This window comes from Gluconobacter sp. (assembly GCF_047722525.1).
Classification (GTDB): domain Bacteria; phylum Pseudomonadota; class Alphaproteobacteria; order Acetobacterales; family Acetobacteraceae; genus Gluconobacter.
In genome coordinates this window covers 21,411-41,227 of record NZ_JBDNYY010000002.1, presented here as the reverse complement: position 1 = coordinate 41,227, position 19,817 = coordinate 21,411, and the positions used below count along the sequence as shown (strand labels likewise).

The following is a 19,817-nucleotide window of genomic DNA, read 5'->3' as shown; positions in this document are numbered from 1 at the left end:
TCAGAAGAGATAGGCGATTTTCATGTAATAGGCGTTCGTCTCCGGCACGTTCCGGCCTTCGACGGAATGGGAATACCGTGGCGTGAACGACAGGCGCTTGGTGATGTAGAACATCGCACCGACACCCAGCGCCGTCTCACGGCTGCTGGAATTGGCGACCCACAGATTGGAGGTGTTGTCGTGCATGCCGCCACTGTTCTGCCAGTCGAGCGACAAGAACGGCTCGATGCGTGACGTGGCTTTCCAGCTGAAGCGCAGGTTCGTGTAGAACACGTTTCCAGCCGAATAACTATGATCGCCATTGCGGTGCTTGGTGGAGCTTACGACGCTGCCCAGATCGCCGTCGAAGCTGAAATGCTTCCATTCGTAATCGAAGATGATGCTCGACAGGTTAGCCCAGTAATGCATCGCCATGGAATCCCGCGTGCCGGACGGCGTTTCCATGAAGGTCTGGATCCCTAGCGTGCTGTGCTTGTTGGGCTTGAACCAGGCTGCGGGTCCAACAATCGTTGTGCCCAGACCACCCCAGTTCTGCCCATTGGCCAGCGTGTAGGCCTCGGACTGGATCAGCTCGAAAGCGAAGCTGACATGCGGGATGGCATCGAAGCTGCGGAAATGTACGTATTTCGTCATGCCGCTCCAGGTATGGCTGCCGCCCCGCGCCCGGCGCTGGCCGCCACTGTCATAGATCGAGCCGGCTGCGTTGCCGTCACCATACTGCACGACCACGTTGAACGGCTTGAAGTCCACCGGAAGGTCGTATTCGTGCGGACCGATGATGGCCAGTGGAATATCCGCGGCATGAGCGGCAAAGCCCGGAACGAAAGCAACAGCAGGCAACCAGACTGTCAGGGCCCCAAGGCGCACTCCGAGCGTGAATTTGCGACGCATGACGTGAATTTCCATAGAAATGGGTGGGAGTGTGGAGCGTGCCCGCCAGGGACACGCTCCATTCATGACCGGACGATCAGTGCGCGGCTGCGCCCTGTTCCCCGTTCAGGGTGTAGGCGATGATATAATCACCGCTGCGGGTGCCAAGGCCCCCATGACCGCCCGCGGCGATCACAACATACTGTTTCCCATCAATTTGATAGGACATAGGTGTGGCCTGTCCGCCTGCGGGCAGACGGTCGCGCCAGATGACCTTGCCGTTCGACATGTCGAAACCGCGCAGGTAATCGTCGGCCGTCGCCCCCATGAAGGACACGCCGCCCTTCGTCAGGACGCTGCCACCGATGTTGTACATGCCGGTCGGAAGCGGAAGGTTGTTATGCGTCCGGAAAGGACCCGTGTCGCGCGTGGTGCCGACGGGGTGCTGCCAGACGATCTTCTTCGTCACCAGATCGATGGCCGTGATCTTGCCCCAGACCGGTCCCTTGCAGGGAATCTGAAGCGGGTTCAGCCACGGGCTGGTGTAGGCGATGTACGGCGTGCCGTAATCGGGGGAGACGCTCAGCGCATCGCCCTTGGCTTCCGGCTTGTCGCCCTGACCGTTCCACTTCGGCAGAATGCCGGCGTTCTCGGCCTTCTGGCGATGCTCCAGACGGATCCGGAACGGCAGGTAGCTCGCATTGGCGATCAGCAGTTTGCGCTGCGGATCGATGGAAGCACCCTGCCAGTCAACCACACCATAGAATGCCGGATAGACGATCGTCGTCTTGCCAACATGCGGCGGCGTGAACTGACCTTCGTAAGCGGACTGGCGGAACTGGATGCGGCAGATCATCTGATCCAGCAGCGTCGCGCCCCACATGTCGCTTTCCTTGAGGTCCGGCGGCGTCAGGGACGGCAGGCCGACAGCAAAAGGCTGCGTCGGAGAGACATGGTCATCCGCTGCAACGCCTGCGGTCGGAACAGGACGTTCCTCAACCGGATAACCCGGAACCGGCTTGCCGGTGCGACGGTCCAGAACGAAGAACTCACCCCGCTTCGTGCTCTGGATCAGAGCCGGGATGTTCTCGCCATTCGGGCCCGGCAGATCGACCATGGACGGTCCGATGGCCAGATCCATGTCCCACAGATCGTGATGCACGGTCTGGAAGGTCCAGCGGCGTTCACCCGTCTCAATGTCGAGAGCGATCGTGGCACTGGAGGTTGCATCGTCGAACGGACGGCGCGAGCCACCCCAGTTGTCCGGCGGGGAGTTTCCGGTCGGGATGTAGAGCAGACCCAGATCCGGATCGGCCGTGTAGACGCCCCATGCGTTCGGCGTGTCACGCGTCAGTTCGTCGTTCGGGCCGGGCTTCCAGTTTTCCGGGTTGTGGCCGGCATCCCAGGCCCATTCGATCTCACCCGTGATGGGGTTGAACGCACGGATCGCACCGGACGGCTCGAAATTTGCCTGGTTGTCGAAAATCCAGCCGCCCAGAACCACGCGATCCTTCACCACCAGCGGCGGCGACGTCACGAAGTGAAAGCCATGCGGAACATGACCGAGATACTGGCGCAGGGAAATAAAGCCGTGCTCGCCGAAGTCTTCGCAGGGCTTGCCGGTTTCGGCATCAACAGCCAGCAGGCGCACGTCGCCGACCGGGGAGAAGATGCGCTTCTGGCAGGCCTTGGACCCGTCGGGAGCCTGATAGTCGTCAGCGGCCTTGTAGTAGGAGACGCCACGGCAGGCCAGATAGACGTTCGCGGCCAGATCGGCGGCAGCAGGCTTGGGATCGAACTTCCACTTCACCTTGCCGGTCTTGGCATCGAGCGCCATGACCCAGTTATGCGGCGTGCAGAGATAGAGCGTGTCATCGACCTTGATCGGGGTGACTTCAAGGTTGAACTCGTGCCCCTGATCCGGTCCGGCAACAACGCCTTCATCAGCCTTCTGGACGTCACCCGTGCGGGTCACCCAGGCGCGTTTGAGGTTGCTGACATTCGCAGGCGTGATCTGGGCCAGCGGGCTGTAGCGGTCACCACCGACCGTACGGCCATAGGCCGGCCAGTCGGCGTCAGGCGTGTCCTTGGCCGTCAGGTCGGACTGGTTGGTCGCCGCCATGCGGTCCGCCGGAAGCGTGCCGTTGATGGAATAGGACGTGAAGCAGCTCGCAATGATTGCAACCATCGCGATGGCGGCAGAGCCAAGCAGTTCGCGCTTGTCCGATACCCAGTTATGACCGGTGCGCCACACCCACGGCAGCAGCATCCAGGCTGCGATGCCGACGAGCGTGAAGAGACGGACTTCCAGACCCCAGATGTCGAACCCGACTTCAAGAACGGACCAGATGGTCGCCACCAGCAGAAGAGCCGCGTAAAGACGCGCGGCCAGCAGGGGGTTCCTGAAGCTGATACCCGCAGCCGCAAGCATCACGAGGCCCAGAAGGGCATAGAACCACGAGCCGCCGAGAATGAGGAGATATCCTCCCCCTCCCAGCAGAAAAAGCCCGACAAGTGCGAGCAGGATAGAGGTTAATGGAGACATTACCCTCTGGAGTGAAGCAGACATGACACCTCGTTCTTGCGGAAAACGAAAACCATTCTCTCTGAAATGATTTGTCTTTCCTGATCATCGGCGGAACGCGATATCGTCAGCGTCCCGTCATGGCTGTGACGGACGGAACAGCCCTGTTCGTACGTCAGGAGCGACAAGAGCCGGTGCTTATAAAAGCCCCGGATTCATGCCTGCTTTCCTTCCGTTCCACAGCACTGTACCGGAAAAGAAAGGAGCGTTACGTGACCGATGGCCTGTAAAGAAACACATCCGATGAACAACGCTTCGCCTTTTCCAGAACCCGTCATTCCCGATTGTTCTCGTCGCGGGCTATCCCGCATCGTTGAACTCTCACCCGATTGTGACTGTCTGCGTCGTACCTGTCGCAGAACTGCGACAGTCCTGCGGCACCCGGCGCCTTATGCTCCCCCAAAAGGCCTGCGATGACTGTCGCGACATCCCGCACCTCCCTTTCGGATTCATGGGCCCGGTGCTCCACGAACTATAATCTGGACCCGTCCGAACGCTGGGAGACACAGGTTCTCAGCCAGCCTGAACTGCGTTTCATCAGCGGCCGCACGGAGCGCCTGATCCAGAGCGCCCTGCCGGAAATGCAGCGTCTGCATACCCTCGTTGATCCGCTGGATTTCACGGTCCTGCTGGCCGATCCCACCGGCATCGTCCTCTCGCGCCACACGCAGCGCAGCAATCTCAGCGGATGCCGGCGATGGCGCTTTCAGGCGGGAGCGGTCTGGGACGAACAGAATGCCGGAACGAATGCCATCGGCACCTGTCTGCGGGAGGAGCGCCCGGTCATGGTCGTCCATGACCAGCACTGGCGACTGTGCTTCCGCAAGCTCACGGGCATGGCCGTTCCGGTCTATAATTCCATCGGAGAACTTGCCGGCGCCCTCGATATCAGTTCGTTCGCCGCCGAAAGCACCCTGCCCGCCGCGCCGCTCCTGATGGACGCCCTGCTGACAACGGCCCGGCGCGTGGAGGAAAACCTGTTCCATGACCGCTTTCGGCAGGACATGATCGTGACCCTCGGGCCTTCGACATCATCCTCGGCGATGCTGGTCGCTCTCGACCGGGACGGTCACATCCGGGGAGCGACCCATGCCAGCAGGCGGCACATGAACTGGCCGGAAGGCGAACTATCCAGTCTCCCGGCCCTGCTTCCCCTGCTCGACACACAGGAAGAGCCCAGCTTCCGCAAGGCAGAAGCACAGGTCATCCGCTCGGCACTCGTGACGGTACATGGGAATGTCAGCGCGGCCGCCCGCCTCCTCGGCGTGAGCCGCTCCACGCTTCACCGCAAGATCAGGATGCTTGGTCTGGATCACTGAGCCCTGACAGGGCTGCCGCGTAGTCGTCAGGCCGGAATCCGACCAGCAGGAGACCCGGCCCTTCCAGAACCGGGCGCCGGATCATGGCCGGATGCTCCAGCATGAGCGCAACAGCCCGCGCCGCATCCAGACCGTCCCGCTGCTCCGGCGCAAGCCGCCGGAAGGTCGTCCCGGCACGGTTGAGCAGCTTTTCCCACCCCAGACGCTCCACCCATCCTTCAAGCCGCGAGCGCTCCAGCCCGTCCTTCCGATAGTCATGAAAGACGAATGGAACGCCCTGCCCTGTCAGCCACGCCCGGGCCTTGCGCATCGTGTCGCAGTTGGGAATGCCGTAAATCGTGAGGGACGCGGTCATGCAATCTGTCCTTGGTTTCCGATGGAACGAGGAAGGGGCCCGACCATGAAACCACGCCCCTGCTGTTCCCACAAATCCGTCAGAAGATGTCACGGATAGTCACATTTTGTCGGAAATATCAAAAAACGGTTGTTAGTTTTTTCCTGAAGTGCATAGTTAACAAACTATTAACCACATCATTGTGGAGCGGACACATCATGAGCGAACAGACAGTCACATCCGGCCGGACAGTCAGCGGCATCAAGGTTTCCAAAGGCGACACTCTGGTCGTGTCCTCTGGCGGAAGCGCCGTTTCGACTACTGTCCTCGATGGTGGGGCCGTCAGCGTCCTCGGTGGCGGTGTCATTTCCGCCACCACGATTTCCGGCGCCGCCGACACCGAGGACCAGAACCAGTCCGTCATCGTCCGCAGCGGCGGTTCCGCCGTGGATACGACTGTTTTTCATGATCAGTTCATTGTCCTGAACGGCGCGTCCGCATCAGGTGTCGTCCTCAACGATGGCGGCATGACAGTTCAGGGCACCGGCTCCGCCACCAATGTCACCGTAAATTCGCAGGGCAACTACGCGGTCTATGTCGATGGCGGCACGATGACCAATACCGTCATCAACAGCGGCGGCGGCATGATCGAATACAGCGACTCCGGCGACACGACCGGCAAGGGTGGCTCGTCCTACAACACGGTCGTCAACAATGGTGGCTTCGATCTCGTTCTGAGTGGCAGATCCGTCAACGAGACCGTCAACACTGGCGGTTATGAACAGCTTTACGCTCATGGCATTGCAAGCGGTACGACCCTTTCCGGCGGCAAGCTCTACGACGCGGGAACGGCCCTCGACACCACCATCAGCGGCGGCACCCTGACAGTTAAGGCCGGTGGCGTTGCATCAGGCACGCAGAACACCAGCGGCTGGTCCGTCGTCGAGACCGGTGGCGTCACGAGCGGGGCCGTTATCAATGGCCGCGCCGCCTTCCAGAGCGTTGCCTCGGGTGCCGTGGACTCCGCATCCTCCATCATCAACGGGGCCAAGGAATGGCTGTCCGGTACCGCCATCAATGACGTGGTTTCCGGCGTTGGCGAACTGCACATCGCATCCGGTGCCATCGCGTCCAACACGGCCGTCAGCACCCATGGCCATGAATATGTCAGCGCGGGCGCCGTCGCCTCGGGCACGACCCTGTCCTATCAGGGCATGGAATTCGTGGACGGAACCTCGCAGGCCGCCACGCTCTCGACCAACAGCCTCCAGATCGTCAATGCTGACGGCCTGGCCAACAATGCCACGCTTTCCACCGGCGCAGTCCAGTACGACAACGGGATTTCCCAGAACACCGTGCTGAACGCAGGCGGCACAGAAGTCGTCGGCCAGTATGCCATTTCCTTTGAGACCACCATCAACAACGGTGGTGTCGAAAAGATCAATGCCAGTGGCACTGGCGTCAGCGAGACCGTCAACAAGGGCGGCGTTCTCGACGTCCTGTCCGACGGCAAGACCTATAATGCCAACGTGGCCGGCGGCACGGAGACGGTCGAAGCCGGTGGTCGCAGCGTCAGCACGAACCTGCTCAGCGGCAGCGAAGTCGTCAGCGCCACCGGGCAGGCTCTTAACACGGCCGTAAGCGGCGGTACGCTCCTTGATGCCGGCATTGCGGACGGAACCACCATCACGGGTGGCTCCATGACGGTTGCCAGCGGCGGCTTTGCCAACGCCACGACCGACACCAGGGGCAACATCACCGTCCAGTCCGGCGGTTCGACGGTTGGCACGCTCCTCAGCGGTGGTCAGGCTTTCGAGACGGTTCAGGCCGGTGGCGTCGAAAACGGTGCGACCGTCATTCGCGGTCATGAGTGGGTTGCAGGATCCGCCTTCGGCAACAGCGCCACGACGCTTGGCAAGATCGACGTGCTCTCCGGCGGCTATACCAGCGGCAGCACCATCACGCGCCATGCTCACGAGACGGTCAGCGCAGGCGGCACCGCCGTTGGCACCGTCCTCGATCAGCAGGGCATGGACTACGTGCAGGGCGCCTCCATCAGCGCCACGCTCAAGGGCGGAAGCCAGCAGTTCATCAGCGCGGGGGGTACGGCCAGCGAAACGACGGTCGGCAGCGGTTCCACCCAGTATGATGGCGGCCGCACCGATCACACGGTCCTGCAGAAAGGTGCGTTCGAGACGGTCCTGTCAGGCGGCGTCGCTGACGAAACCACTGTCGCTTCCGGTTCCTGGCTGACCGTGGACGCGGGTGGCGAGATCGACGAGACGATTCTCGCAGTCGGTGGCCATATCGACATCGACAGCCTCCAGTACGCTGGCGTGGCCAAGGCCGCCATCAACGGCGACACCCTTGTCGTTACCGAAGGCGATGCGAGCTACACCATCGATCTCGAAGGCGATTATTCCGGCTACCATGCCGATCTGACCGAAGACCGCGATGGCAGCACGGTTGTCACGCTCGCCAAGGGCAGCGAGATCTGCTTCCTGCCCGGCACAATGATCACGACGCCCTCCGGTACCACGGCCGTCGAAGACCTGCGCATCGGCGATGAGGTCACAGCCTGGGTGGACGGCAGCCCTGTCAGCCGCAAGGTCACATGGGTTGGCAGCAGGCGCGTCCGTGCGCAGGGCGGCGCCTCGGCTGACCTCTCCGGTCATCCGGTGCGTATCCTCAGGGATGCGATTGCCGCGAACGTGCCGAACAAGGACCTGCTGGTCACGCCGGAACACTGCCTCTTCATCGATGGCCGTTTCGTCCCGACCCGCATGCTCGTCAATGGCCGTTCCGTGTTCTACGACCGCTCCATCAGCGTCTATGACTACTTCCACCTCGAGACGGAAAACCACTCCGTCATCATGGCGGACGGCATGCTGACCGAGAGCTATCTCGACACCGGCAACCGTCGCACCTTCATCCAGCACGGTGAAGTCGCAAGCCTCGGTGGCCGTCAGAAGAGCTGGGAGCAGGACGCCGCAGCAGCTCTGACCGTGGATCGCGCAACGGTGGAGCCGATGTTCCGCCAGATTGCGGACCGCGCCATCGCTTCCGGTCTGGACAGCCATGAGGCTGCTGCCGAACTGACGCAGGATGCGGACCTGCATCTCGTGGCCGATAACGGCACGGTCATCCGTCAGAGCCGCGAGGCCGCTGGCCGGGCGATCTTCATGATTCCCACCGAGGTGACGGCAGTCCGGATCGTCTCCCGCACGGCCCGTCCGTCCGAGACGGCTGGACCGTTTGTTGATGACCGTCGTGAACTGGGCGTTCTGGTCGGCGATGTCGTCCTGTACGACTCCCGCGCCACGCGCTCCATCACGTCGCATCTGACCCAAGCCGATCTCGAAGGCTGGCAGGTCGCCGACGACGCTACCTGCCGCTGGACGGCTGGCAATGGCCTGCTGACGCTCGGTGAGCGCGACCAGGACAGCCTCGCCCTGCTCTCCATCGAGATCTGCGCCGCTGGCCCGTATCTCGCGGACAGCGCAGTCGAGACGGCCGCGCAGTTCGCCTGATCCTTCAGGCTCCGCGGCGTTCCTTCATGGAATGCCGCGGGAGAGAACAAGAAAAACCCGGGAAAGGCCCTCGCCTCTCCCGGGTTTTTTCATGCCTGCTGAAACAGGGCAGGTTCAGTTGTTCCAGTGAATGCCCGGAAGCGGCTTTTCCAGTTCCGAAATCGGCTTGATGGTCCGGCAGTTCCCGCGCGGCTTCACACCCTTGAGCAGGCTGAGCGCGAAAGGCACCGAGTCATCGGCCGAGACATTAACCGCCCCGTTATGGGTCAGACCCGGATACTGCTTCCAGGTCACGGATGTTCCGGTATCGCACATCGCGGCAACCGCATTGTACTGCTGGGCCACTCCGGCTTCGTCATCCGCAAGGCCCGTACCCACGAAGACCGGCATCTTGAGATGCGCGTCCGGGATGGTGAAGGCCGTATCGAAGCCCTGTTCCAGCGGTGAGCGGTCGCCGGTGAAGACGTTCTCTTCCGTCATGTCATGGGCATCCGTGTATTTGAACAGATCGCCCAGGCAGGACTGACGGGCCTGATGGGAAAGGTCTTTTCCCTTCTCCGTCATGTACTGCCGCACATCCGCCTCCGGATGCAGGCTCGTCATGGAGCCTTCAACCGTCAGGATACCGTAAGATGCCGACATATGGGGGGATTCCGGGTTCCCCCGCGTAATCTGCGGGTGAGCCGTTTTCGCCGGGACATGAAATGCGATCACGACACCCGTCGCCACCGTGCCCAGAACATGCAGGTCCGGCGCGTATTGCGGGGCGAGCCAGCCCGTTCCAAGCGCGGCTCCTCCCCCCTGTGACTGCCCCACGAGGATGATCTGATTGCGCAGCGTGCCCTTATACTGCTGAAGGGACGCCCGCAGCCCGTTCAGCACGCTGTACCCTTCGGGGCGATACATCAGATACGGATGCGGCCCCGGTGTTCCCAGCCCCTGATAGTCACTGGCGACCACCGCAAAGCCTGCCGCCAGCCAGCGATCCAGATAAGCCCGGTCCCGCGAGAAATAGCCGCGCCATGACGGAGCGCAGATATCGGCAATTCCGGTCGTGCCATGTTCCCAGGCCACGATCGGCCAGCCCCCTTTCGGCGGCGTGCCTTTCGGGAAAATGACCTGCCCGGACACAGCCACGGGCGACGGATCACCGACACCACTGACGGAGGTGTAGAGCGTGCGAACGGCCTGTCCAGCATTCTCCGGCAGGTGCTTGCCCTGAATCTCTTCGGTGCGGATCATATTGCCCGGCCCGGACGGAAGCTGCGCTGGCGGCTGGTAGAAGGCGCTGACGCCACCGTCTCCATGCGGACGGTCCGGCTCGGCCACGGCAACCGACTGTTTTGGAGCCGGCTGGGGCGTCGTACAGGCAACGAGCGATCCCAGTGCGCTGGCACACAGGAAAAGGCGGGCAGGAAACTTCATGATGTTCTCCAGCGAATGGGAAGAATGTCGCTAACTGTCAGAAAAGACTTACTGGCCGAGGGCGACGCCGTCACGATGCGGATCACCCCAGCCGCTCAGTCCATCCGGGCCAATGGTGATGGCCTGCACGGCTGCGTTCATCACGGCAGCATGGGGGTGATGGCCCATGCTCTCAAGAGCAGATTTCAGCTCTGCGGCTGACGTGCCGTGTTCCAGCTCTTCCGCGCGGTTCTGCGCGCCGATGCGCGGCTGTTCGATGGCCGTGCGGATGTTCTGGCCCCAGGCAAGATGACCAACCAGCGTCTGCACCACGGAATCAATGATCCGTGCGCCACCGCCAGCGCCGACGATCACTTCAGGCTGCCCGTCCTGTCCGAACACGATGGTTGGCGCCATGGTCGTGATCGGTCGCTTGCCGGGAACTGCGATATTGGCGACCGGCTGCCCGTCCACGACAGGATGCGTCGCAAAATTGGTGATCGCGTTGTTGAGGACGACGCCGTCCACCACGATATCCGCCCCGAAATTGAGGTTGATGGTCGTGGTAAAGGACAGCGCATCCCCGGCAGCATCACGGATGGCGAGATGCGTCGTGGCGGGCACTGTCATGGCATCGGACGCTGGCAGACTGGCCAGACGGCTCTTCAGCACACCCGGACGAACCTGCCCTGCCGCCTCACCTTTCGAGACGAGAGCCGCACGCGCGTCCAGATAGGCCGGGCTCAGCAGTTCGTCCGTTGCAACGGGGGTGTAGTCTGGATCGGCAGCGTATTTGCGGCGGTCGGCCTCTGCCAGACGCGAGGCTTCGAGCAGAAGATGCGCGGCTTCAACGCTGCCGGGGCGGTACTGACCGATTTTGAGACGATCAAGAATCGCAAGCTGCTGAAGCACGGAGAGACCACCCGCGACCGGCGGAGCGGCGGAGCAGATGCGGCGACCAAAGGCCTCGACACAGAGCGGCGCGCGTTCGCGGACCTTGTAAGACGCGAGATCCTTCGGTGTGATGTGTCCCGGATAAGGCCCTGTCGCCACGGCGGCGGAGATTTTGCGGGCGAAAGCAGGCCCGTAGAAGTAATCCGCACCCTTTGCCGCCACCTGCGTCAGCGTCTCGGCCAGTGCCGGATTGTGCAGGATCGTGCCTTTGGGCAGCGGATGGCCGTCCGCGTCGAAATAGGCCTTAAAATTGACTTTCTGCGCCAGTTCCGGGCGTTCCGTCAGGACAAGATGCAGATAACCGGGCATCGCATAGCCATTGCGGGCCGTGATGATGGCGGCCTGAAACAGATCGGCCCAGGGGAGTTTGCCGTAGCGCTTATGCAGAAGCTCCAGCGTCCGCAGCGTGCCCGGAACGGCCACAACACGCCCGCTGCGTTCCAGCAGAGTGTGAGGAATGGCCTGTCCGTCGGCGTCATGCGCGTAATCCTGCGGCACGACGGCGGGAGCCGCCGCCAGACCGTCATAGAACGAGAGCTTTCCAGCGCTTTTGTCCCAGTACAGGATCGTGGAGCCGCCCCCCAGACCTGAAGCCTGCGGCTCGACAACTGCCAGCATCATCTGTGCCGCAATGGCCGCATCAACCGCGCTGCCACCGCGGCGGATCACATCCATCGCGGCCTGCGAGGCCAGCGGATTGGCGGTGGCAGTCATGGATGTCGTGGCCGTGCTGGGCTGAGCAACCGGAACCGTGCTGACAGCCGGATGATCCGTCTGCGCACACCCGCCCAGCGCCAGTGTCTGCACCAGTCCCATCATGCCGAACACTCCGCACAGACTGGCCCGGCGCCGACTGAAAAGACGGTTGCGAGCCAATGGACGGGATGCAGGAAATGCTCTGGAATGCATGATGCAGCACATACTTTCATGGTCGGAACGGAAAACATCGTAACAGGATCGTTACGGCCTTCAATCGCCCCGATAAATGCTGCTATGATGGAAACATTATCAACCAACGGTTTGCAATGAACGTTTTTCAGGCCATGACCACCTTCATGGCGGTCGTCGAGACAGGCAGCATGACCGCCGCCGCAGAACGCTGCGGGATTTCCCCCACAATGGTGGGCAATTACGTGCGCCTGCTGGAGGAGCGTCTGGGCACGAGCCTCCTGCGCCGCACGACGCGCCGACAGAGCCTGACGGCGTTCGGGGCCGTCTATTTCGAGAAATGCCAGTCCATCCTCAACCTGCTGGATGAAACCGAGCATCTGGCACAGGCCGCACAGACCCTGCCGTCCGGCACGCTAAGAGTCACAGCTCCCGTCACATACGGCACTCAGAGCGTCACGCCCTGTCTCGCCCGTTATCTGGCAGAGCATCCTTCCGTGGATGTCGATCTTGTGCTGACGGAACGCAGCGTGGATCTGACGCACGAGAAGTTCGACATCGCGATCCGTCTTGGCGTGCCCGAGCCTTCATCGCTCATGTGCCGTCGGCTGACGGATTACCGCATGACGCTCTGCGCCTCACCGGACTATCTCAGCCGACGCGACGAGCTTCTGGTTCCCCAGCAGCTCGCGACCCATGATGCGCTGGCCTTTGCCTATACGCCCTCCTCGCCCTGGCACTGGGCGCGGAATGAATGGCATTTCGAAAGCCCCAAAGGCCGAGTGACGGTGGAAATGCGGCGGCGTGGCCTGTTCAACAGCACACAGGCCATGCGACGCGCCGCCCTGGGAGGACTGGGCGTGGCGATGCTGCCGACCGATCTGGTTCAGGAGGACCTGAAGGCCGGCACCCTTCAGGCTCTTCTTCCCGATCATACCCTGCCCTCACGGCCGATCTATCTGCTCTACCACAAGGAGCGTTACAGCGCGCCGACACTGCACTCCTTCATCCAGTTCATGATGCGCCATCTCGGAGACCGTCAGGCCGGATCCGGACGGATATGAACACGAAAGGCAGATCCTTTCCGCGTTCCGGAATGACACTGCCTGTCATCGCCTCCATTCTCGGGAACATCATAGAATATTACGATTTCGTTATATATGCCTCGTTCTCCGCCTCCATCGGACGGACCTTCTTCCCAGCCGGGCTGGCGCTCTCCCAGATCGCCCTGACGCTGGCGACATTCGGCTTCACCCTGCTCGCACGCCCGATCGGCGCCATCATTCTCGGGATCTGCACGGATCGCAGGGGCCGGACATTCACGATGATCCTGTGCATCCTGCTCATGGCGCTGGGCAGCCTGCTGATTACCTTCACTCCCGGCTATGAGAGCATCGGAATTACAGCCCCTCTGCTGATCGTTACCGCGCGTCTGCTGCACGGGTTTTCCCTTGGTGGAGAGTTCGGAAGCGCCACCTCGTTCCTGATCGAGCAGGCTCCCGGCCATGAAGCCCGGGCCGCAAGCTGGCAGGCCATCGGGCAGATCCTTGCCTCCCTGTTTGCCGCGATCGTCACACTCACCCTGACGATCCTGCTTCCTGCCCGGGCTTTCGACAGCTATGGCTTCCGGATCGCCGCGGGCTTCGGCGCTCTGGCGGGACTGCTGGCGCTGGTGCTGAGATTCTGGCTCATCCGGGACCAACCCTCCTCTCCACCGGCACAGAGATCCTTCCCGTCCCCCTTCCTGCGCCGCGAAAACCTGCTGCGCATCCTAGCCGTCATGGGGGCGGTCGCCCTGGGAAGTGGCATCACCTATCTGGGCATCTACATGCCGCATTATGCCCGGCTGCATTTCCATGTCGCGGCCCCCCTCGCCTATGCGTCCGCGCTCCTGACCTATGGCGGCCAGCTTCTGTTCACGCCCCTGCGCTGGAAACTCGCCGACCATTTCGACAGGACCCACAGTATCAGGCCGATGCTCCTGTCCTGCGCATTGCTGTTCTGTCTGCCCTGGCCGATGTTCCGGCTGGTGGCGGCTTGGCCCCAGAGCATCCTGGTGATGCCACTGCTGTTCAACCTGACCGGGCTGTTCTACTTCGCCTCCCTCGACGGTTTCATCGGCATGCTGTTTCCGGACCGCCTGCGGGGCCGGGGCCTGACGATCGGCTATTCCTTCGGGGTCGTCCTGTTCGGCGGCCTCGCGCCCCTGACAAATGCCGCCCTCATGTCCTGGAGCGGGACGGAACAGGCTCCGGCGTTCTATCTGGGCCTGACCGCTCTGATCTCGGCCACGGCGATTTTCCTGTCCCGACGCCTGGTTTGAAGGCCGAACGTTCCGCACCCCCCCCCTATTGCCTGAACGCAATGGACACCCCTGATTTATGACAGACTATGAAACTATCAATTATTTCTTCGGAATGTTCTTATGATCATCTCCTTTATCTTCAGCTCCAGATTCATAACGGTATCGTAGCGTTAGTTTTTTCAGGATCCCGCCAGAAATGTCTACCCGAATCCCCCCCCTGTCAGGTCACGTGCGTCCCTGTCGACTGCCCGCGTTCTCCTTTCTTGTGGGACGAGGGAAAAAATTTCTGGCAGCCGCCACGATCCTCAGCAGCGCGAGCGCCCTTGCCGGCGGCGTGGCCTGCGCCGAAGACGCGGCGAAGAGCCCGCATGTCCACAAGCAGCCCTCGCATGCTTCCCGCCCGGTGGCCGCTCCCAGTGGAGGACAGGAATCCATCAGTGTCCTCGGACAGCGCGGTCAGGCGCCCGGCGGCGGCATGATGCGGGCGGAAAAGGCGGCACGCTCGGTCCAGTCCGTCACGCAGGCCTATATCGAGATGCAGAGCCCGACCAGTTCGCCGCTCGACCTCATCAAGAACCTGCCCAGCGTCAACATCTCCACGCCGGATCCTTCCGGCAACGAAGGCGGTTCCATCAGCAGCCGCGGCCTGTATGACAATGACATCGGCTTCCTGATCAACGGCATGCCGATCGCCAACGGTTCTTCGACGGCGGCGTCGAACTTCGTGCAGAACTACATCGACAGCAACAACATCGCTTCGGAATCCATGACGCCGGGCTCGATCTCGGTTGAAGATCCGCTGACTTCCGCCGCGGCTGGTGCGCTGAGCATCACGACGCGCGCGCCGTCGCAGAAATTCGGCGGTTTCATCTCCGGAACCTACGGGTCCTTCAACACGTCACGCGAATTCATCCGGCTGGACAGCGGCGAGATCGGTCACTCCGGCATCACCAGCTATGCCTCGTTCTCGAACATGCATTCGGATGCCTGGCGCGGTTCGGGAACCAGCGAGCGCAAGCACATGGATTTCCGGATGGACAAGAAGATCGGCGAGCGCAGCTCCATCGACCTGTTCGTGGGCTACAACCATGCCGACTATTACCAGAACCGCTATCCCACGATGGCGAACTTCTATGCGGACAAGAACGGCCAGACCGTCAAGACGCCGATCAGCTATACGGATACCTTCAATCCGCTATCACCCAGCAGCTATTATGGCGTGCATGGCTCGGACAAGGACCAGATCTATGCGTCCCTGCCGATGAACTTCGCGCTGAACCATATTTTCAGTGTCAGTGTGGTGCCGTACTATCAGCGGGCCGCCATCACGATCAACAGTGCGTCCCGCCTGCAGGAAGGACACACCTATGCCGGAACAGCCGTGCAGCAGGTCGATCTGAACGGCGACGGCCGGATCACCTCCGGCACGCGTGTGGACGTTTCCACGAATTCCATGTCAGTGAACCAGCAGGGCGGCGTCGTCGCCAGTCTCAAATGGCATGGCGACAACAATGACGGACAGATCGGCTACTGGCACGAGGAGAACTCCTATGCCCTCAGAACGCCCCTGTCGCGCATGAACCAGGTCACGGGCGCCCAGCCTTCGGACACGGATACGTCCGCCTATTATCGCACCACCAGCGGCGGGATCTATCGTTCGACCAACTTCGTCGGCTCCTACAGCCTCAATTCCGGCTTCATGGAAGACACGCAGTACTTCCTGAACCACAAGATGTCCCTGACGGGCGGAATCAAGGTCGTCTCCGAAACCCTGCGCGGACAGGACTTCCTGGCCAGCACGGCAAGCCGCTCGAACCACACCTTCGTGTCCCCGATGCCGCGCATGTCCTGGTCCTATGATTTTGCGCCGCATCACCAGATCTACATCAATGCCGAAGGGGATTTCCGCGCGCCGTCACCCGTCAACCTCATCACCCGCTACAGCACCTCCACGGGGGCCATGACGACTTCGGGTGCCAATGCGAAACCGCAGTATTCCATCAAGGAAGAACTGGGCTACCGCTATACGGGCAACGTGTTCCTGGCGGATATCAGTGTCTACAACTTCAACGTCAGTAACCGCCTGCTGTCCCTCAACACCTACAGCAACGACGTCCCGGTCAGCGAGACGCTCAACACGGGTGGCGAGACGATCCGCGGTGTGGATCTGATGCTGTCCACCAAGCCACTGTTCCACCGCTTCCGGCCGTATCTGTCGTTCGAATACCTGCATGCCACGATGGACAACAACCTGCCCATCGCAGCGGATAATGGCTCGATCGACTATCTGAAGACCAAAGGCCGCACGCCCATCATGACGCCAAAGTTCATGGGCAGCATCGGTCTGACCTATACGGAAGGCCCGTTCTTCCTCAATGCCAGCATCCGTTACACGGACAAGCAGTATTCGACCTTCATGAACGACCAGACGATGCCGTCCTATTTCTCGGACTCGCTGTCTCTGGGCTATCACCTGCCGAAGTTCTTCATCGCACAGGCGCCGGTCTTCAAACTGAACTTCACCAACCTGACCGGTCAGTACAAGCTGGGTGGCGTGTATTACTTCGCGGAAAACGCCAAGGCCACGACAGGCGTGTATGGCAACAAGATCGCCGCGGATTCCGCACCGTCCTATTACATCCAGCCGCCCTTCTCGATGATGGGCTCGCTCTCTACGAGCTTCTGAAGAAACGACGGCTCCCTCACACCGGGGGAGCCGTTTTTGGTTTCAGGCGACGAGACCGCCATCCACCAGAATGGACGCACCCGTGATGTAGGACGCATCCGGGCTGGCGAGGAACGATACGGTACGGGCAATGTCATTGACCTTACCGTAGGATTCCGTGGCCGTGAACTTGCGGATGACGGCAGCCGCCGCTCCGTCCTCGGGATTGAGGTCCGTTGCGATCGGACCGGGCTCGACGACATTCGCCGTGATACCCTGCGGACCGAGATCCCGCGCTACACCCTTCGTAAAGCCGATCAGACCGGCCTTTGTCGCCGAATAGAGCGAAATGCCCGGGAACGGCGCACGCTCACCAAAGGCCGAGCCGATATAGATCAGGCGGCCACCCGTCTTCATGTATTTCAGGGCTTCGACCGTCTCGACCATCGCAGCGCGCAGGTTAAGGTTCAGGACATCCTCGATCTGCGTGACGGTCATCTGGGCGATAGGGCCGTAAGGATAAATGCCCGCGTTGCACACGAGTGCGTCCAGACGTCCGAACGCCTCATGCGTCTTCGTGATCGCCGCGATATTGCCGTCCGTGCTGCCGCCATCGGCCTGAACGGCGACAGCCTTACGGCCCAGCGCCTCGACGTCCGATACGACTTTCTGCGCGGCCTTTTCGTTGCGGGCATAGGTGATGGCGATATCAAAGCCATCCTGCGCCAGCTTCAGCGCGATCGCTGCGCCGATGCCGCGTGATCCACCGGTAATGAGCGCTACTCTCTGGGTCATGATCCTGTTCCTTCTGACTGCACTGACGAAAGATCCGTCTTTAGCGGCCGGATCATGAGGCATTTTCGTGCCGGACCCAACCACCCCCCTGACATTGTGAAGACATCCCCCCGTCAAAGGCCTAGAACATATGTCATGTCGGAACAGCAGAACCCCACCGGGACCCATCGCGGGTGGACGGATATTGTCGCAGGTCTTTCCCTTGCCTCGGTGAATATTCCACAGGTTCTGGGCTATACGCGCATTGCGGCCATGCCTGCCGTCACGGGGCTTTATACGGTCCTGCTGCCGCTCGTGGCATTCGCGGCTTTCGGATCATCGCGGCATCTGGTCGTGGCCGCCGATTCCGCGACGGCGGCCATTTTCTCAAGCGCGATCAGCAAGATAGCGCCGCCTGCAAGCGCGCATTACATCGCGCTCCTCAGCATGACGGCGCTGCTCTGCGCAGCACTTCTGCTGGTGGCACGGGTTTTCCGGCTGGGCTTTCTGGCGGATTTCCTCTCCCGCACCGTGTTGACGGGATTTCTGGCCGGGGTGGGCGTGCAGGTCTGCATCGCAATGCTGCACGACATGCTGGGCGTGTCCGTCAGTGCACATAATCCGCTGCTGCAGGCTTACGAAACCTTCCGGCAGATCCCGCATGCGAGCCTTATGGTGGCGGGGCTGTCGGCGGTGACGGTCGGGACCCTCATGACAGGGCAGCGCCTTGCGCCGCATCTTCCAGCCGGGCTCTGCGTCGTGATCGGCAGTATCGCGCTGAGCATGGGGCTGAACCTGTCCCATCACGGTGTCCCGACACTCGGACACGTCGCGGGCGGATTACCGCATTTCGGCCTGCCAGACGTTTCATGGAACGAGCTTCTGGCCCTCCTGCCCGTCGCGGGTTCCTGCGTGTTCGTCATCATCGCGCAGAGCGCGGCCACGTCCCGGGTCTTCGGGGAGCGTTTTCATGAAACCGTGGATGAAAACCGCGATCTTCTGGGCCTGTCGGCGGCCAATGTGGCCGCAGGTCTGAGCGGGACTTTCACCGTCAATGGCAGCCCGACCCAGACAGCCATGGCTGTCCGTTCAGGCGCGCGGACGCAGGTGGCGCAGGTGACGTTCGCCTGCGTGACGCTCGTGGTGCTGCTGTTCCTCACGCGCCCGCTGGAAGCCCTGCCCCGCTGCGTTCTGGCGGGGATCGTCTTTACCGTCGCGGTCGGCATGATTGATCTGAAGAGCCTGCGCGCGATCCGGCAGGAAAGTCCGGGCGAGTTCTGGCTGGCCGTCTCGACAGCCGCCGTCGTGGTGGGCGTGGGCGTTGAGGAAGGTATTTTCCTCGCCATTGCACTGTCGCTGTTTCGCCATGTGCGGCACAGCTACGAGCCGCATACGATGGTCCTGCAACAGTCCCCGACCGCCGGAGTTCTGGAAGCTCTGCCCGCGAAGGACGGGCTGGAAAGCGCGCCGGGGCTGGTGGTGTTCCGGTTCTGCGCGGATCTGTTCTACGCAAATTCAACGCGTTTCCGGCAGGATCTGCTGAGTCTCGTGGACCATGCGCCGCATCCGGTCCGCTGCGTCGTGCTCGATGCAAGCCCGGTCACGGATATCGATTATTCCGCCGCCGCCGATCTGCGGGACCTGATTGCGCAACTGCATCAGCGCGGCATCGCGCTGATTTTCGGACGGGTGAGCGTCTACCTGCAAGCCGACATGGACCGGCATCACATCACGCAGGCGCTGGGGGCAGGCAATATCTACACCGAGCTACACACGGCGCTGAAAGCCGCCCACCAGATCCTCGGGGACACGGTTGTGCCCCCGCCGAGCGTCAGGCCTTCCTGACGAACTCGGACTTGAGGTTCATCGCACCAATCCCGGCGATCTTGCAGGCGATGTCATGCCCGTCGCCACCGTCCGAAAGGCGGATGTTCTTCACCTTGGTGCCGCCCTTGACGACCATGGACGAGCCCTTGATCTTCAGATCCTTGATGACCGTCACGGTGTCGCCATCCGCCAGAACATTGCCGTTGGCATCACGGATCTCGCCGGAAGCCTCGCTGCTTTCCGCTGCCGTCTCGGCCGGGTTCCACTCATGCGCACATTCCGGGCACATCCACAGCGCACCATCCGGATAAACATGTTCGCACCCGCAGACCGGGCATTTCAGATTACTGTCCATGATGACCT

General features: G+C 61.7%; 13 protein-coding genes. 6 read left to right on the top strand and 7 right to left on the bottom strand.

What is annotated here, in order from left to right:
• Together ABF859_RS02200 and ABF859_RS02195 are read right to left on the bottom strand one after the other, a co-directional pair.
• Nucleotides 1-891: a transporter gene (locus tag ABF859_RS02200; protein ID WP_415525738.1), complete on the bottom strand. Its 891-nt coding sequence runs from the start codon at nucleotides 889-891 to the stop codon at nucleotides 1-3.
• 76 nt (nucleotides 892-967) lie between these two features.
• Entirely contained in the window at nucleotides 968-3,439 is a 2,472-nt protein-coding gene (locus ABF859_RS02195) for a membrane-bound PQQ-dependent dehydrogenase, glucose/quinate/shikimate family (RefSeq protein ID WP_415525736.1), read from the bottom strand.
• A 428-nt stretch (nucleotides 3,440-3,867) separates the two neighbouring features.
• Here ABF859_RS02195 and ABF859_RS02190 point away from each other — a divergent pair, with 428 nt between their 5' ends.
• Nucleotides 3,868-4,773: a helix-turn-helix domain-containing protein gene (locus tag ABF859_RS02190; protein WP_415525734.1), complete on the top strand. Its 906-nt coding sequence runs from the start codon at nucleotides 3,868-3,870 to the stop codon at nucleotides 4,771-4,773.
• On the opposite strand, the gene ABF859_RS02185 is transcribed toward ABF859_RS02190, so the two are convergent.
• Entirely contained in the window at nucleotides 4,748-5,128 is a 381-nt protein-coding gene (locus ABF859_RS02185) for an ArsC family reductase (RefSeq protein WP_415525732.1), read from the bottom strand. The two genes, ABF859_RS02190 and ABF859_RS02185, sit on opposite strands and share 26 nt — an antisense overlap.
• Before the next feature lie 197 nt (nucleotides 5,129-5,325).
• On the opposite strand from ABF859_RS02185, the gene ABF859_RS02180 reads away from it, so the two are divergent.
• On the top strand, nucleotides 5,326-8,637 hold the full coding sequence (locus tag ABF859_RS02180; protein ID WP_415525731.1) for a Hint domain-containing protein: 3,312 nt from the start codon (nucleotides 5,326-5,328) through the stop codon (nucleotides 8,635-8,637).
• 114 nt (nucleotides 8,638-8,751) lie between these two features.
• Here the strand turns inward: ABF859_RS02180 and ABF859_RS02175 are convergent, their stop codons facing one another.
• On the bottom strand, nucleotides 8,752-10,062 hold the full coding sequence (locus tag ABF859_RS02175; protein ID WP_415525729.1) for a lipase family protein: 1,311 nt from the start codon (nucleotides 10,060-10,062) through the stop codon (nucleotides 8,752-8,754).
• A 48-nt stretch (nucleotides 10,063-10,110) separates the two neighbouring features.
• On the bottom strand, nucleotides 10,111-11,814 hold the full coding sequence (gene ggt / locus ABF859_RS02170; protein WP_415525727.1) for a gamma-glutamyltransferase: 1,704 nt from the start codon (nucleotides 11,812-11,814) through the stop codon (nucleotides 10,111-10,113).
• A 224-nt stretch (nucleotides 11,815-12,038) separates the two neighbouring features.
• Between ggt and ABF859_RS02165 the strand changes: the two genes are divergently transcribed.
• The 3 genes from ABF859_RS02165 (at nucleotide 12,039) to ABF859_RS02155 (ending at nucleotide 16,874) form a co-directional block, all read left to right on the top strand.
• Entirely contained in the window at nucleotides 12,039-12,947 is a 909-nt protein-coding gene (locus tag ABF859_RS02165) for a LysR family transcriptional regulator (protein ID WP_415525725.1), read from the top strand.
• Nucleotides 12,944-14,206, top strand: coding sequence for an MFS transporter (locus ABF859_RS02160; protein ID WP_415525723.1), 1,263 nt, complete (start codon nucleotides 12,944-12,946; stop codon nucleotides 14,204-14,206). The genes ABF859_RS02165 and ABF859_RS02160 overlap by 4 nt, the downstream gene beginning before the upstream one ends.
• A 178-nt stretch (nucleotides 14,207-14,384) precedes the next feature.
• The gene (locus ABF859_RS02155; protein WP_415525721.1) at nucleotides 14,385-16,874 is read left to right on the top strand and encodes a TonB-dependent receptor; all 2,490 of its coding nucleotides are present in this window, start codon (nucleotides 14,385-14,387) and stop codon (nucleotides 16,872-16,874) included.
• Nucleotides 16,875-16,916: 42 nt separating this feature from the next.
• Here the strand turns inward: ABF859_RS02155 and ABF859_RS02150 are convergent, their stop codons facing one another.
• Entirely contained in the window at nucleotides 16,917-17,648 is a 732-nt protein-coding gene (locus tag ABF859_RS02150; protein ID WP_415525719.1) for an SDR family NAD(P)-dependent oxidoreductase, read from the bottom strand.
• A gap of 135 nt (nucleotides 17,649-17,783) precedes the next feature.
• Between ABF859_RS02150 and ABF859_RS02145 the strand changes: the two genes are divergently transcribed.
• A complete protein-coding gene (locus ABF859_RS02145) occupies nucleotides 17,784-19,472 on the top strand; it encodes a SulP family inorganic anion transporter (protein WP_415525717.1) in 1,689 nt (562 codons plus the stop codon).
• Here the strand turns inward: ABF859_RS02145 and ABF859_RS02140 are convergent.
• Nucleotides 19,459-19,809 carry a zinc ribbon domain-containing protein YjdM gene (locus tag ABF859_RS02140; RefSeq protein ID WP_415525715.1) on the bottom strand — a complete coding sequence of 117 codons (351 nt, stop codon included), beginning with the start codon at nucleotides 19,807-19,809 and terminating at the stop codon, nucleotides 19,459-19,461. The genes ABF859_RS02145 and ABF859_RS02140 overlap by 14 nt on opposite strands.
• Nucleotides 19,810-19,817 lie beyond the last annotated feature (8 nt).